The sequence below is a fragment of the Pseudomonas sp. 2725 genome (assembly GCF_050434585.1).
GTDB classification, from domain to species: domain Bacteria; phylum Pseudomonadota; class Gammaproteobacteria; order Pseudomonadales; family Pseudomonadaceae; genus Aquipseudomonas; species Aquipseudomonas jessenii.
The window spans coordinates 1-13,877 of record NZ_JBNDIV010000015.1 but is presented as its reverse complement, the minus strand read 5'-3'; the positions used below and the strand labels follow the sequence as shown (position 1 = coordinate 13,877).

The window sequence follows — 13,877 nt, the reverse complement described above, 5'->3', positions numbered from 1 at the left end:
CGCCATGCGCTTGCCCATTAGCCCCCCTTCAGCAGAGATTGCAGCAGCTTGAATTTTTCGAGTGCGTCAGCGTTGGTCTCGCGCTCCGCCTCGACGGAAAGCGCCACCTCCTCGATACGTGCCGCCAGCTTTTTCATGCGCTGCCCGACCTCCTCGGCAAAGCTGATGACCTCACCAGACAGCACCGCCAACGTATCCAGAGCACTGACCTCGGTTTTATTGATGGCAATGACGGCCGGCTTGGTTTCTTTTGACATGCTCTGCTCTCTCGGGAATTTGATGGTGATGGCGGTACGCTGGAAATGCCCGTTAACGGGTTCGCGAATGAGGCCTGCCTCCTTCAACTCACCCAAGCCGCGACGGACAGCCGGGAACTGGGCCCCCGTGGCTTCGGAAACCATCAACGAATTGAAAATGTCGTGGGCACTCCAACGCTCCTGGATTGGCACGACCTGGAACACCTTGCGGGCAAGTGAAGATTGCCCGGCGAGCATGTTTTGTTGCTTGGCTGCATTCATCAGAAGCCACCTGTGGGATTGAATGGATCAGGGAGGGAGTTCAAGCAGGTACGTGGAAGCGAGGCTTTTTGCTGCTCGCGTTTTCCCGGGTCACTGGCAAAACGAGCCAGCAACTGGATGCGGGCGACCTTGCCGTCAAGCGGGATCGATTGTTGCGACATGGTCATCAACAACCGCGCCTCGCCATACTCCTCCGCGAGTTGCGTTTCGGGCTTTTGCGAGTCGTGGCTGATGCCAATGGCGATGTCTTCGAGCGGCTGTCCGCTGACCAACATCCGGATGGTGATGTCATAAGCGCGATCAAAGACCTTGCTGGCCTTCTCGGACACCAAGCTGTTGAGGTTATGCATTTCGCATTGAAGCGCCGCATGACGTACCGCCGGGTGCGACCACTCGCGGGAAAATGCTCGGCTCGGGTCCAAATTGACCAGTGCTTCACGGAAGGCCTTATCGTGCGAAGGAATGCCCAGCATTTCAGGCGTTGGCTGACACCACTTCACAAACTTGCCGACGCTCGGCGCGAAATCGCCACCGTGCTGTCGGCAGTTCTGCAAGCCGTACCGAATCTGCTCGAGGGTATTGATCCCGGCGGCAATGAAAGCCTTGATCCAACTGCGCTTCGCAGCCCGCAAGGCTTCATCATCTGGCCAAGCTTGTTTCCAGGCGGGGAAGATCGCCTGCAATTCCTTGAACAGCGAGTTGACGACGTCAGTGGTACCAGGCGGCAATTGTTTCGGTTGAACCAGAGCCACGGGCGGCAGGTTGCCCATCTTGCTCAGCAATTGAATGGCGCTACGGGGCGCTTTCAGCTCCATCACAAATCCCCCAGATCATCAGCCCAACTGGAGTCATCGAAGTCTGGGGACACCGATGAGCTGGAAGCCACTTTGACCTGCTCACGTTTGACCCAACGAGTCAGACGAAAACACCAACCGGACGCGCTGTCGACGGTGGCAGGCTTGGCGACGAAGAAACCCTTGAAACCAGCGAGCAAGTCACTGGTGAGCGAATCACCTGGCAGACCGGCAATCGTGAGCTGATCAGCCAGCGCCTTCTCGCTCGGCACCCAAGTGGCGAACATGGCAAAACGCTGACGATCATCCAATGACGCGATGGCCGCTTGGTCCTGCTCGGCCATCACATCGGAAATCTCGCGCTGCAGCTGCTGTTCGGTTACTTGATGGTTAAGTGACGTATTGGGTGCAGATTCTGCACCCCGCTCTGTCACAGACTGCACCCCGTTCTGTTGTGATTTGCACCCCGTGACGTCATTTGCACCCCGTTTTGTACGGGGTGCAGGATTTGCACCCCGTGATAATTGAAGGTCATAAACGACCGGACGGCGGTCATGGCGATCAATGTGTACGGCGGCGATAGCTTGATTGCCCTCCTGAATCAGCCCAGCCTTCTCCAGGTCGTCCAATTTGTAGCGGACGGTACGCTCAGACAAACCGGTGTCCAGAGCTAGAGTGGCGGCCGAAGGAAAGGCACCAGCACCGTTCGAGCCGGCATAGTTGGCCAGACACAGCAGCACATGCCGCGCGCTTGAATCTTTCAGGGAATCGATGGGCAAAGAGAGTGCCCAGGACATTGCTTGAACACTCACTGCGAGGCTCCGATGTTAAATTCAGCCAAACGGGCAAGGCCTTTGGGAGTGACCATTGGATCGAATGCCACGCGCTCGATGCCGATCTCCGGGGCGGGCGTCAAGGCCGTTACCTTGTGGGTCATGTAACCGGCGGTGATGCGCGACTGATAAGCAACCCAGCGCTTGGAACCCTTGCGGCGGAAAATCCACCGATGCTGTTCAAGCCAGGCAAACAATTTCGCGGGCCGGACCTGCAACTGTTTGGCGCTGTCGGTGATGCAGATCGCCCCGCCGGCCGCCGCCAGGCGTTTGATCGCGGCGACTTTCGGGGCTTGATCGAGAATGACCAGCCGCAGCGACTGGTTGTCCTTGGCTTGATCCGCTGCAGCCTGCAACGCTTCAGCGTAAGTAACCGGGATCTTAAAGTGATTGAGCTGGGCTTCGAGTTCCTGCCAGCGATCAATAATCTTTGCGCGTAATTCGACGCTGTAACCCGAGACCACCACCAAGGTGTCGCGCTGAGATAACAAAAACTCGCGATAGACCTGACCGTTTTGTGGGTGGACGTAGGGGGTGTCGTTTGACGAAACGACACCCTTTGCAACCAGCGCGCGGATGGTTTTCAGGACGTTGTCGTGCGTGCTGCACGTCAGCTCGGCAATTTCGCGTGACGACATGGTGTGACATGACACGCTTTGCGATTGACCAAGACGTGTCAGGACATCGAAGGTATTGCTCGAGCCAAATTGGCTGTGCATAATCATCACTCTCTAGTTTTGCGAATCAGCCGACCTTCTCCGTCGGCTTTTTTGTGCCTGCGATTCAGGCGATCGACTTCAGCACTGGGCGAGATTTTTCGATCATCTCTTCGGCTTTCCGGCCAAGCTCCCCTGCCCTTGCTTCAACTTGCCGACATTCCTTGGCGAACGCTGGTAGGTGCGGCAGATCCTTTTCGCTCATCACTTGGTCGTCGAACACTTCGCTTCCGGTGTCGATCACATCCCCCAGGGCGCGGATCAACGCACTGAAGCTTTTGTTCCCGCATTGATCGGTCGCCATCTGGCGGGCACCAATCAATCCGTGACGGCTGGCCAGTTCATTGACGCAGTGATCACGGAACTCGGGCTCGAGTGCACTCACCCACGACTCTTCCAGCCAAGATGGCATCTCCTGCTCGCCCGACAGCCAGCGTTGAACGCGCTTGAGCCAGCGACCGGTTGCCTTCACGAACTCGCCGACATCATTCAGCCGCGCCAACTCATTAAAATCAGGAACCTTCGCCAGCTCGATCTTCGCGGCAGGAACTAGTAGATAAACTTCCCGGCTCAGCGCCTGAGCAAAGTCGTCTTGGCTCAAGCTCGTGCGGGCGATCTGATTTACCGCATGCGCCACCAGCACCTGATCACGGGTTTGCACGCCGTGTCTTGAATTGGACGTTTCCATGGGAACTGCTCTCCTCTAGTCTGGTTTGAATGGATCGACGTACAGGCATGACAATTCCTCAGCCGATTCAGCTCGCTTTGGGCGCATGCAAAGCTCGCGGGCTGTCACCTTCCCACCGGTCAGCTCTTCCGCCTTGAATGCCTTTTCGGCGCCCATTGGGTGGATCCCCGCTACCCAGTACGAAACTGCGGCTTGGGAAACGTCGAGCGCTAAAGCTGTTTTGGTTTGCCCGCCGAAGTAACCGACGAGTTTTTCGATTGGGGTCACATGAAAGCCCTAACAATAAGCATGCTTATATCCTAAGAAGAAGCACGCTTATTTGCAAGCTAATAAGGGAACTTATAAATTCAAGCGCATGAACACACTCGCCGAACGAATCAAATCCGCCCGAAATCACGCCAAGCTGACGCAGAAGGCTCTCGCCCTTAAGGTGGGAGTAGAACAGCCGGTGATATCTCAGCTGGAGACAGGAAAAAACCTTCAAAGCGCCCACCTGCCAAAAATTGCGCATGCGTGCGGTGTGAATGCTATTTGGTTATCTGAAAACATTGGCCCTATGACGGGCGCACCTTTAAGTCAATCCAACGTCGGCTCCACTCGCCAACCCATCGAGTCCTTCCGTTACCCAGTAATCAGCTGGGTTGCAGCTGGTGCATGGGCCGAAGCGATCGAGCCCTTCCCGCCTGGATTCTCAGATCGCTACGAGCTTTCGGACTACAACTCAAAAGGTCCGGCGTTCTGGCTTGAGGTAAAGGGCGACTCGATGACATCACCAGTCGGGATGAGCATCACCGAAGGGACGTTAATTTTGGTGGACACCGAGGCAGATGTTCAGTCTGGGAAACTGGTAGTGGCAAAGCTGGCAGACAGTGACCAAGCCACGTTCAAAAAACTCGTAGATGATGGTGGTCGACGTTACTTGAAACCGTTGAACCCTGCCTACCCTACTGAGATGTGCGCAGAGAACTGCCGAATCGTCGGTGTAGTGGTTAGGGCGTTACAGAAGCTGTAGAGCAGAGCGTTAGAACAACTCGATTGATAATAGCTGAGCGCCACATACAAAACTCAGCAAGGAGTGTTACGACATGGATGATCAACATGCGAAGCACCCCTAAAAACCATACTAAGCAGGGGACTTGTTTGTGAGCGATAAAGTAGTAACAGAGTTTACGATTTCGTATGACGCCAAAGGTGAACTAGCGCACCACCAAATCAAGGCTAAAGATCTGGGTAGTGCAATAATCGGCATGGACGACCTGATCACTAAGTCTGCAAAAATAGTAAGTAATGGCTCATCCGAAGCTAACTTAAGCGTCGTAGCTCCTGCAAAGGAAGGTTCGCTAGAGATCATTTACTCAATTTTTGCCGACCCACTAACTACTACAACGATCCTCAAGTCCATTGGCATTGTTGGCGGAACCGCTGTTGCTGCTTCGGCATCAGCAATAGGGATCATCGACAGAATAAAAGACAAGAAAATTGATAAGGTCGTTATAAACGCGACAAAAAAAACAGCCGTAATAACTGTCGATGGTCAAGAAATCGAAACCACAAGTGATGTCGCCCAGTTAGTTTCAAGCAAAGAAATCAGGCAAGCACTGCACAAGGTCATCCAAGGTCCGCTGCAAGGAAAAGACACCCCTAAAATATCATTTAAAACCGAAAATTCGACACTTACGCTAAATCAAAAAGAGATCGAAAACTTCAAACCTTTAAAAACCGACCTCACTGAAAAAGTAGACATCAGTACTTTTCAAAAGACCATCCTATTCACCAAGCTTAACTTTAAAAGTAAGCGCGGCTGGAGTGTTGCTAGCGAAGACGGTTTCGAGGCCTCTGTTACTATTTTAGATAGCGATTTCATGACTAAAGTAGCAGCGAACGAAGAAGCGTTCCAGAAATACAAATATTACAATGTAGAATTACAAAAGAAAGAGATCACCGATCTTAGCGGAACAAGAACTGCGTATGCTATAGTTAGGGTCATTAGCGAGTCGAATTAAAGACTTGGGAGTCCTATCATGTGGACAAGCGAATTGATTTTACAGGCCATTGGATGGTCAGTCTTAATTGCCGGTTTTCCTTTGATTTTTATATACATCCGAAAATTAACACGGCATTTAGCCTACGCACTTTATCCTCGCGACATGTTGATTCAGTATAAGGCTAGTGATGATAAAATCGAAAGCTACCTATTGAAGCGCTCCTTCCTCAGAGGAAAAAGCCTAACAAGGGTATCTGAAGGTGAGGCCAAGGCATTGGGAGGGAGCTTATGAAAAACAATATGTTTATGGCTCTCGCCACCAGCCTCCTTAACGCACTAGCCTTAGTATTAACCCCGCTATTCACCAGCCCAGACGCTAAGCAAGCATTAATGGCGCTGACAGGAATTCTCAGCCCATATATTTCAATCTGGCTTTTGAAGGTTTACATCCGCGCCGATGATCCTCCGGAGCTGACTAGAAAGATTGGTGCTTTGAAATCTTCGATAAAAATTTGTAGATCACACTTAAAAGACAACAGCACCTCTGAAGATTTCAAAAACCGTACCCGCGAACAATTGGAGAAATTGCTGTTTTCACTTCAAACAGTGCGAGACGATCACGGAAAGAGTAGCGATTACACAGTCACTGCGATCGAGGCTCTTCCTCCCGAAAGATAAATCTAGAGCCAGGCCAGGATCAGCGCCGGACTCTTCGCTCACACTGTCATGCGTATGTCATACCTAGCCAGCACAATGCAGTCAGCCAAAGGGATTTGGCCCCATCTATAGAGAGCCCGCCTTGCGCGGGCTTTATCGTATCCAGCGCTACACAAATTCTTGCACTTCCCCCTATCCCGCCGCGTGCACTCGCTGTTCTCGCATAAAAACTTACAAGCTTTTTCTAGTCCACCTGAGATCAGCCACCCCAACTCGTCAAATTTTTGACATCATACGGTGCAGCTTCCAAACGATAAAACTAAGGATCATTGCAATGCCACGCCGTCCTCCACCGAGCTCAGCTGAGAGCTCATGCGAGCTTATTCGCCGACGAATCCAACGCCTGATCTCTGCACCGAATGCGCAGAAAATCCAATCTGTAGTCGTCACCAGATCAGAGAAAGAAGCTGCTGAAGCGTGGCTGCAAGTACTCCATGAGATTGAAGAAACTGATGGGGTCCGTTTGGATCGGCTTGAGAATGGGACCGTCAGGATCGGGTGGCGAGAATACTGCGAAGCGTAATGCGAGCCCGCCATTGAGCGGGTTTTTTACGCCTCAATGAAAATATATAAGCTTGCTTATTGACTATAAAAATAAGCTGCCTTATATTTTATCCACACCAACACGTTTTTGCCCAGCAGCGAAAGCCGCGCCGCTCTTTAACATTCAGCGCAACAAAGAACAGACCGCATTGCCTCTACCGGCGACCGGCGAGCAGGCAGGCCCGAAAGCCTGCCAATGACAGGAACAACCTGGACGGCTGCTCGAAGGTGAAACGCCTAAACCGTGTGAATGACCCGGCAAGCAATGCGCCCCGCTCCTCCGGCGGCAATAGGACGGACAGCATCACTGCTGCACCTTGGCGACAGGGTGCAGCGGGATGCAATCCCACCAGAGGAAACACCATGTTCGGAATGAAAAAACTCTTCGGCAAACAAGTCGGCAATGCCCAAGCTGAAATGAAGAAGGTCGTTAACCGCGACTTGATGCAGGCCATTGTCGGTGGCGGCCTTTTGGTCGCCGCGGCCGACGGAGAGATTGAAGCCAGCGAGGTTTCTAAGCTGGATGAGCTGATTCGCTCCAACCCGAATTTGACGCACTTCGGCAGCGAGATCACCGAAACCATCAACCGTTTTACAGGCCAGTTGAACGCCAACTTTCAAGTAGGTCGATTGGCGATCAAGCGGGAACTGGCCGACATCAAAAACGTTCCGGCCGACGCGGAGGAAGCCTTCGTCAACATTCTTGCCGTTGCCCAGGCTGATGGCCAGATCGAGCCAGCAGAGTTGGTGGTGCTGAAGGAAATAGGCATGCACTTCGGTCTGCGCCTGGCTGAATACGGTATCAATGTGTGAAGTACGCGACAAAAGTTCTGCTGATCCTGCTGACACTGATCGTCGGCTGCATGTTGCTGAGCAATGTAGCCTCTCGGGCAACTTGCTCCTACTACGGCTTCCAGACTGACCGAGAGACCCGCTACGCCGCCTTTGTTGGCTGCATGGTTCTGGTTGACGAGGCGTGGTTCCCACGCAATGAAATCCGCGTAGCTCAGTGACGTTTCACTGATGCCGCTTCTTAAAAAGGCGGCATTGGGAAACCCACTCACGCAAGGAAATGGACAATGCTGATTTTGACTCGCAAAGAAGGCGAAAGCATCAACATAGGCAACAACATCACGATCACAGTACTGGGTGTTAGTGGCAAACAGGTACGTATCGGAACTAGCGCACCAAAGGACGTCCAGGTGCATCGAGAGGAAATTACGCAGCGCATTCAGGCGGGTTTGTCGAAGCCCGCGACGGCAACACCTGCGATCACTTAAGCAGGTCTTCATGACGCAAACAATGGCCCGATTTCAATCGGGCTTTTTTTCGCCTGCCTTTATCCGTTAGCACTCTCCCCCTACGCCCTACCGCAATTAATTACAGGCCCGAGTGCAGACGAATGCCTGCAACCCAACATCAAGGACTTTCAATGCATCCAGCATTTCAAGAACGCATCGGTGAACTCGGTGAGCTGCTGCAACGAACAAAGGCCGCCCGCTCTGGATTCTACAGTCGTATTGATCGACGAGCCCCAGCCAAACCGGTGCGCTACCAAATCGCCGGCGGAAGCTTCGGCATGTATCAGATTAAAGACCGCACCACCAACAAGACTCACGCCTTCCGTGACGACTACAAAGCTGCTCACGACCTTGCCATGCAGTTCGAAGCAAAAGCCAATCGCCAGATAGCGGTGATGCTATGAAAAAGCGAAAGCCCAACAACATGCGTACCCGATTAGAGCGAGCGAGCCGGGCACTGCTCAATGCCCATCACGTCGCGGTGGTCCACATTGATCCCAGCGGACGCCAAGGGATGATCAACAGGAAGAGCTGCAAGAGCATCCCGCCAGGACAACGCATGGCCGAAGCAGTCTGCGACTTTGCCCATCGCTGGACGATCTATGTCAGCGTCCAGTGTCGAGATCAGCGCGGCCACCGCTACACCAAATCTGTAGAGGTCGCCCCTCAAGGCAATTATCTGGCCGCCCACCTCGAGGGCGTGATCGAAGAAACCTACAAGGAGCTGGTCGCCGAGAGCAATCCGAATCATCGGCTCGCGTCGGGCTGGATTGCCATTCCTGCCGAGGTCTCGTTGACAGAAGAACAGGCGGCCCGTGTGTTTGACGCCGTGGGTGTCTGGAATCAGCAGAGAGCTGCATGAGGCGCATCAACAATCCTCGCCTCCTTGGCTCCGTTTAAAACGCAATCAAGTTAAACCACCTTCTGCCGCCACGCGCGGCATGGAGCATCATCATGGAAACCGAAATCCTCTCCGACGAAGAACTGGCAGGACTCACAGGCTACAAGGCAAGAGCCTACCAACGACGCTGGCTGGTTGATCGCCAGTGGGTGTTCGTTGAAAGTCGCGGCAAGCGGCCTCTGGTTGGCCGGATGTACGCCCGCATGAAGCTGGGCATGATCTCCCCGGCTATCGCCGATCCAAACCCTCCCCCTGCGGCGCCGGCATGGACGCCCGACTTCTCGCGAGTGAACTGATATGCGCCCCCGCAAGACCGAATACCACCACCTCCCCCCTCGGATGTACCAGCGGTCTCGTACGCGGAAAAACGGTCAAGTTTGGACGGCGTACTACTACCGCGATCTGGCGGGTAAGGACATCCCCTTGGGCAAGGACTTAGATAAAGCCAGAATCAAATGGGCCGAACTCGAAGCCAAGGAAAAGCCCCTCGACCTGCGCACCATGAAAGGAATCTTTGACCGCTACATTCGCGACGTCATCCCAAAAAAGGCAGCGCGGACACAGAAAGACAACATGGCGGAGATCAGGCAGCTACGCCCGATGTTCGATAGCGCCCCGATCGACTCAATCACGCCCGCAACAATTGCTGGATACCGTGACGCACGGTCGGCGAAGGTTCGAGCGAATCGCGAGATCGCGACCCTGTCCCACGTCTTCAACATTGCGCGGGAATGGGGCCTGACGACGAAGGAAAACCCGTGCCAGGGTGTACGCAAAAACAAGGAGACACCGCGGGACTATTACGCGAATGACGTGGTTTGGGATGCTGTGTACAAGAAGGCAGCTCAGGAGCTGAAAGACGCGATGGACCTGGCCTATCTGACCGGGCAACGGCCGGCAGATGTATTGATGATGAGAAAGGACGATGTTGAGGGGGGATATCTGCTGGTCCAGCAGAACAAGACGCACAAGAAACTCCGTATTCAGATCAACACCGGCGGCACGGCAAACACCCTTGGGCAGCTGATTGCGAAGATCACCGAGCGCAATGCCCGGCATGTTTCGAGTTACCTGATCGTGAGCCAGCATGGCAAACGGATGACCGCAACCATGCTGAGGAAGCGTTGGGATCTTGCCAGGGAGAAAGCACGACTTAGGGCTATCGAGGTTGGAGATACGCTTCTGGCGGAAAGGATCGTAGAGTTTCAATTCCGGGATATCCGGCCAAAAGCCGCATCCGAAATCATAGACGTCGGCGATGCGAGCCTTCTGCTCGGGCATACCAAGGGCGACATCACCGAGCGGGTTTATCGCAGGATCGGTGCCATCGCAAAACCTTCAAAATAGCCTGAAAAACCGTTCCATAACTCGAAGCGGCCCCCTTGTATTTCGCGGTCTGTAGAGGTGCGGAAAATTTGGAGTAATGGAACGGAAAACCGCTACAGGCCTCAGCCCGATTGAATCTAAATATCGGTCTTGAAAACCGTCGACTGTAACAGGTCCATGAGTTCGAATCCCATCGCCTCCGCCATATTTGTACCGATAGAGCCCTGATTATTCAGGGCTTTGTCGTTTCTGGGGTTTGGGAATCGGTGCTGCTTTTCAGAGCCGTTACATAACCTTTTGGTAACCCCTCGACCAAGCTGAAAGCGCCGCTACAGGAAAAAGGTCGCCAACTGACCTTCTTGACCGACAGTAAACGGCTATGGATTTAGCCGGTCGCGACAGGCAGTAATCATCCAATCCGCTCTTCCCGGAGAGATCTCGCGGCCCTCGGCCCGAAACCTTCTCGGCCGCTTAAACCTTCCAGGCAACCCCCATCCGTTGCTGCTTTAGCAGAATCCTCAAAAAAACAAAATGATTCCACCTGGCCAATTCGTGACCGATTGGTATTCGCTGTGAACGCTAAATTGGCACGTGTCGATATCAGGCAAGGAGGCGGCGTGGACAGGTAACTGAATTATCGAACAAGCCGGGTAAGGTGGCGCCTCTTTTCATGGAAATAACCACATCGCGACGATGGGTTTGATAAGTACGGCAGCGTTTGAAGGGTGCCACTTTCAGGAAGCGGCAGCAGGAAACGATGATGATCCGTTGCCCCCATCACTTCGCTTAAATGTCGATCAGCAGAGAAAAAAAACCCGATGATTAGCCCGAGCTCCAAGGATTCGAATGGCCAATTGGCACAGGGCTTCAAGCCTCGTCACGTAACAATGCTGTCAATCGCCGGGATTATCGGCGCCGGTTTATTCGTTGGTTCAGGACATGCCATTGCAGCTGCTGGCCCGGCCGTCCTGCTGGCCTACCTATTCTCAGGCCTGCTTGTGGTTCTGGTCATGCGTATGCTCGGTGAAATGGCGGTGGCCAACCCGGACACAGGCTCGTTCTCCACCTATGCCGACCAGGCAATAGGTCGTTGGGCAGGCTTCACCATCGGTTGGCTGTACTGGTGGTTCTGGGTACTGGTGATCCCTATCGAAGCACTGGCCGCCGGCCATGTGTTGAACCAGTGGTTTCCCCAGATCGATGCCTGGCTGTTCGCCCTGGTGTCGATCATTGCGTTGGTGATCACCAATCTGTTCAGTGTCTCCAAGTACGGCGAATTCGAATTCTGGTTCGCCATGGCCAAGGTGGTGGCGATCATCGGTTTCATCGGCGTGGGTTTTGCCGTGCTGATGGGCTGGGTTCCCGATCGGGAAGTCAGCGGCTTGAGCGGCCTGATGGCCGAGCATGGCGGATTTGCCCCCAACGGCCTGTCGGCGGTAGTCGGCGCTTTCATCACCATCATGTTCAGCTTCATTGGTACTGAAGCGGTCACCATCGCCGCCGCCGAATCCGACAATCCCTCGCAGAACATTGCCAAGGCCACGCGTTCGGTGATTTGGCGCATCGGCGTGTTCTACCTGTTGTCGATTTTCGTGGTCATCTCCGTGGTGCCCTGGAACGATCCGCTGCTCGCCCAGGTAGGCTCCTACCAGCGGGCACTGGAGATCATGAACATTCCCCACGCCAAGTTCATGGTGGACGTGGTGGTGCTGATCGCCGTGGCCAGCTGCATGAACTCCTCGATCTACATTGCTTCGCGCATGCTGTACTCGCTGGGTCGTCGTGGCGATGCGCCGAAGTCGCTGAAGGCGACCTCCTCCGAGGGCGTGCCGCGTGCAGCAGTCATCGCCAGCACCGTGCTGGGCGCGGCGATCACCGTGTGGAGCTACTTCATGCCCGCCGGGCTGTTTAACTTCCTGCTGGCCAGCTCCGGCGCGATTGCCTTGCTGGTGTACCTGGCCATTGCGGTGTCGCAACTGCGCATGCGCCGGATGTTGCGTCGGCAAAACATTGAGCTGACCTTTCGCATGTGGCTGTTTCCATGGCTGACGTGGCTGGTGATTGCGTTCATTTGCGCAGCGCTGGCAGTCATGATGATCACCCCGGAGCACCGTACCGAAGTCAGCACAACCATTGGCCTGGCGCTGGCGATTTCCTTTATCGGCCTTGTGACGTCCCGTCACCCTGCGCAGGCTGCCAGGGTGACGTCAGTGGGATAAACCAAGGAGGCATTTGCGCCAAACCTACTCCCTACGCCAAGGCTGGGGAGTATTACCAGCTCCTGCGTCTCAGGCCGTAATCGCTCTCTGTGAGGACATGACCACGATGTCATCGAACTCCACCGTGTCCGACGGTACGACTCAATCCGTTGGTTTTCTGCTGCTGGATAAATTCACACTTATTTCCCTGGCGTCCGCAGTAGAGCCACTGCGCATGGCCAATCAGTTGTCGGGACGAGAGCTATATCGCTGGCATACGTTCAGCCCCGATGGAGAGCCTGTCTGGGCCAGTGACGGCGTGCCGATCACTCCGGATGCTTCGTGGAACAATCCATTAGTGGCGGACACTGTAATCGTGTGCGGTGGTGTTGGAATCCAGAACGTGATTACCCGCGAGCACATTACCTGGCTGCAAGCATTGGCGCGTCAATCCAGACGGTTGGGAGGTGTGTGCACCGGTAGCTGGGCGCTCGCCAAAGCCGGGCTGCTCGACGGCTACGAGTGCAGCGTGCATTGGGAATTTTTGGCCGCCATGCAGGAGGCTTTCCCACGAGTCAGCATCAGCGCGAGCCTCTTCACCCTGGACCGAAACCGATTCACAAGCTCCGGGGGAACAGCGCCGCTGGACATGATGCTGCACCTGATTGGTCGCGATCATGGTCGTGAATTATCCGCAGCCATCTCTGAGATGTTTGTTTACGAGCGCATACGCAACGAACAGGACCATCAGCGGGTTCCGCTCAGGCATGTGCTGGGAACTCATCAGCCTAAGTTGCAGGAGATCGTCGCGTTGATGGAAGCCAATCTCGAGGAACCGATCGACCTGGATAACCTTGCAGAATACGTGGATCTGTCACGTCGACAGCTAGAACGGCTATTTCAGAAATACCTTCACTGTACGCCGTCACGCTACTACTTAAGGTTACGTCTTATTCGAGCGCGACAACTGCTTAAGCAAACATCATTGTCGATCATTGAGCTGGCGTATGTATGCGGTTTCGTGTCCACACCACACTTTTCCAAGTGCTATCGCGAGTACTTTGGTGTTCCACCAAGCGACGAGCGTTCCGGCTCTGACATGAGTCGCAAACCGGCAACGCTTGCGACTACGCAGCAGTCATCAACTAAACCACTGACAGCGCTCGACCAGGCACGAAACGAATCGACTTTTGCCAGTGTTCGAATGATTGATCGTTTCGACTTGGCGCAATCGTGCTGACAGGACGTCCCTGCCACCCCATTCATCCGTAGTGCATGGGTTTACTCAATAAGATCACGCAGGAGATTTGACGTGCACATTGGTGTTCCTCTCGAAACCCAGACCGGTGAAACACGGG

Annotated in this window: 20 protein-coding genes and 1 tRNA gene; 15 read left to right on the top strand and 6 right to left on the bottom strand. The window is 54.2% G+C overall.

Going from position 1 to position 13,877, the window contains the following annotated elements:
* Positions 1-17: 17 nt before the first annotated feature.
* From ABIE16_RS28205 to ABIE16_RS28180, 6 genes are all read right to left on the bottom strand, one after another.
* Entirely contained in the window at positions 18-518 is a 501-nt protein-coding gene (locus tag ABIE16_RS28205; RefSeq protein ID WP_429522397.1) for a hypothetical protein, read from the bottom strand.
* Positions 518-1,333, bottom strand: a complete 816-nt coding sequence (locus tag ABIE16_RS28200) for a replication protein P (RefSeq protein WP_429522396.1) — start codon at positions 1,331-1,333, stop codon at positions 518-520. Before ABIE16_RS28200 ends, ABIE16_RS28205 begins: the two co-directional genes overlap by 1 nt.
* Positions 1,333-2,109 (bottom strand): helix-turn-helix domain-containing protein, encoded by a 777-nt coding sequence (locus tag ABIE16_RS28195; protein WP_429522449.1) that lies wholly within the window; start codon positions 2,107-2,109, stop codon positions 1,333-1,335. Before ABIE16_RS28195 ends, ABIE16_RS28200 begins: the two co-directional genes overlap by 1 nt.
* A gap of 11 nt (positions 2,110-2,120) precedes the next feature.
* Positions 2,121-2,864 carry a Rha family transcriptional regulator gene (locus ABIE16_RS28190; protein ID WP_429522395.1) on the bottom strand — a complete coding sequence of 248 codons (744 nt, stop codon included), beginning with the start codon at positions 2,862-2,864 and terminating at the stop codon, positions 2,121-2,123.
* Positions 2,865-2,928: 64 nt separating this feature from the next.
* Positions 2,929-3,549 carry a hypothetical protein gene (locus ABIE16_RS28185; protein ID WP_429522394.1) on the bottom strand — a complete coding sequence of 207 codons (621 nt, stop codon included), beginning with the start codon at positions 3,547-3,549 and terminating at the stop codon, positions 2,929-2,931.
* A gap of 15 nt (positions 3,550-3,564) precedes the next feature.
* Positions 3,565-3,816 (bottom strand): transcriptional regulator, encoded by a 252-nt coding sequence (locus tag ABIE16_RS28180; protein WP_429522393.1) that lies wholly within the window; start codon positions 3,814-3,816, stop codon positions 3,565-3,567.
* Positions 3,817-3,904: 88 nt separating this feature from the next.
* Between ABIE16_RS28180 and ABIE16_RS28175 the strand changes: the two genes are divergently transcribed.
* The 15 genes from ABIE16_RS28175 (at position 3,905) to ABIE16_RS28105 (ending at position 13,759) form a co-directional block, all read left to right on the top strand.
* A complete protein-coding gene (locus ABIE16_RS28175) occupies positions 3,905-4,561 on the top strand; it encodes a LexA family protein (protein WP_429522448.1) in 657 nt (218 codons plus the stop codon).
* Between the two features lie 130 nt (positions 4,562-4,691).
* Positions 4,692-5,552 (top strand): hypothetical protein, encoded by an 861-nt coding sequence (locus ABIE16_RS28170; protein ID WP_429522392.1) that lies wholly within the window; start codon positions 4,692-4,694, stop codon positions 5,550-5,552.
* A gap of 18 nt (positions 5,553-5,570) precedes the next feature.
* A complete protein-coding gene (locus tag ABIE16_RS28165) occupies positions 5,571-5,825 on the top strand; it encodes a hypothetical protein (RefSeq protein WP_429522391.1) in 255 nt (84 codons plus the stop codon).
* A complete protein-coding gene (locus tag ABIE16_RS28160) occupies positions 5,822-6,211 on the top strand; it encodes a hypothetical protein (RefSeq protein WP_429522390.1) in 390 nt (129 codons plus the stop codon). Before ABIE16_RS28165 ends, ABIE16_RS28160 begins: the two co-directional genes overlap by 4 nt.
* 313 nt (positions 6,212-6,524) lie before the next feature.
* Positions 6,525-6,773 carry a DUF1654 domain-containing protein gene (locus ABIE16_RS28155; protein WP_429522389.1) on the top strand — a complete coding sequence of 83 codons (249 nt, stop codon included), beginning with the start codon at positions 6,525-6,527 and terminating at the stop codon, positions 6,771-6,773.
* Between the two features lie 52 nt (positions 6,774-6,825).
* Positions 6,826-6,993, top strand: a complete 168-nt coding sequence (locus ABIE16_RS28150; RefSeq protein WP_429522388.1) for a hypothetical protein — start codon at positions 6,826-6,828, stop codon at positions 6,991-6,993.
* Positions 6,994-7,156: 163 nt separating this feature from the next.
* Positions 7,157-7,606 (top strand): tellurite resistance TerB family protein, encoded by a 450-nt coding sequence (locus ABIE16_RS28145; protein WP_429522387.1) that lies wholly within the window; start codon positions 7,157-7,159, stop codon positions 7,604-7,606.
* A gap of 266 nt (positions 7,607-7,872) precedes the next feature.
* Positions 7,873-8,073, top strand: a complete 201-nt coding sequence (gene csrA / locus ABIE16_RS28140; protein ID WP_429373406.1) for a carbon storage regulator CsrA — start codon at positions 7,873-7,875, stop codon at positions 8,071-8,073.
* 122 nt (positions 8,074-8,195) lie between these two features.
* Positions 8,196-8,498: a hypothetical protein gene (locus ABIE16_RS28135; RefSeq protein WP_429522386.1), complete on the top strand. Its 303-nt coding sequence runs from the start codon at positions 8,196-8,198 to the stop codon at positions 8,496-8,498.
* Positions 8,495-8,956 (top strand): hypothetical protein, encoded by a 462-nt coding sequence (locus ABIE16_RS28130; protein ID WP_429522385.1) that lies wholly within the window; start codon positions 8,495-8,497, stop codon positions 8,954-8,956. Before ABIE16_RS28135 ends, ABIE16_RS28130 begins: the two co-directional genes overlap by 4 nt.
* Before the next feature lie 92 nt (positions 8,957-9,048).
* On the top strand, positions 9,049-9,291 hold the full coding sequence (locus ABIE16_RS28125; RefSeq protein ID WP_349736631.1) for a DUF4224 domain-containing protein: 243 nt from the start codon (positions 9,049-9,051) through the stop codon (positions 9,289-9,291).
* Position 9,292: 1 nt separating this feature from the next.
* The gene (locus ABIE16_RS28120) at positions 9,293-10,342 is read left to right on the top strand and encodes a tyrosine-type recombinase/integrase (RefSeq protein WP_429522384.1); all 1,050 of its coding nucleotides are present in this window, start codon (positions 9,293-9,295) and stop codon (positions 10,340-10,342) included.
* A gap of 70 nt (positions 10,343-10,412) precedes the next feature.
* Positions 10,413-10,526, top strand: a tRNA-Ser gene (locus tag ABIE16_RS28115).
* 613 nt (positions 10,527-11,139) lie between these two features.
* On the top strand, positions 11,140-12,540 hold the full coding sequence (gene gabP, locus ABIE16_RS28110; protein WP_057714260.1) for a GABA permease: 1,401 nt from the start codon (positions 11,140-11,142) through the stop codon (positions 12,538-12,540).
* Between the two features lie 106 nt (positions 12,541-12,646).
* Positions 12,647-13,759, top strand: coding sequence for a GlxA family transcriptional regulator (locus tag ABIE16_RS28105; RefSeq protein WP_373423041.1), 1,113 nt, complete (start codon positions 12,647-12,649; stop codon positions 13,757-13,759).
* The last annotated feature ends 118 nt before the right edge of the window (positions 13,760-13,877 follow it).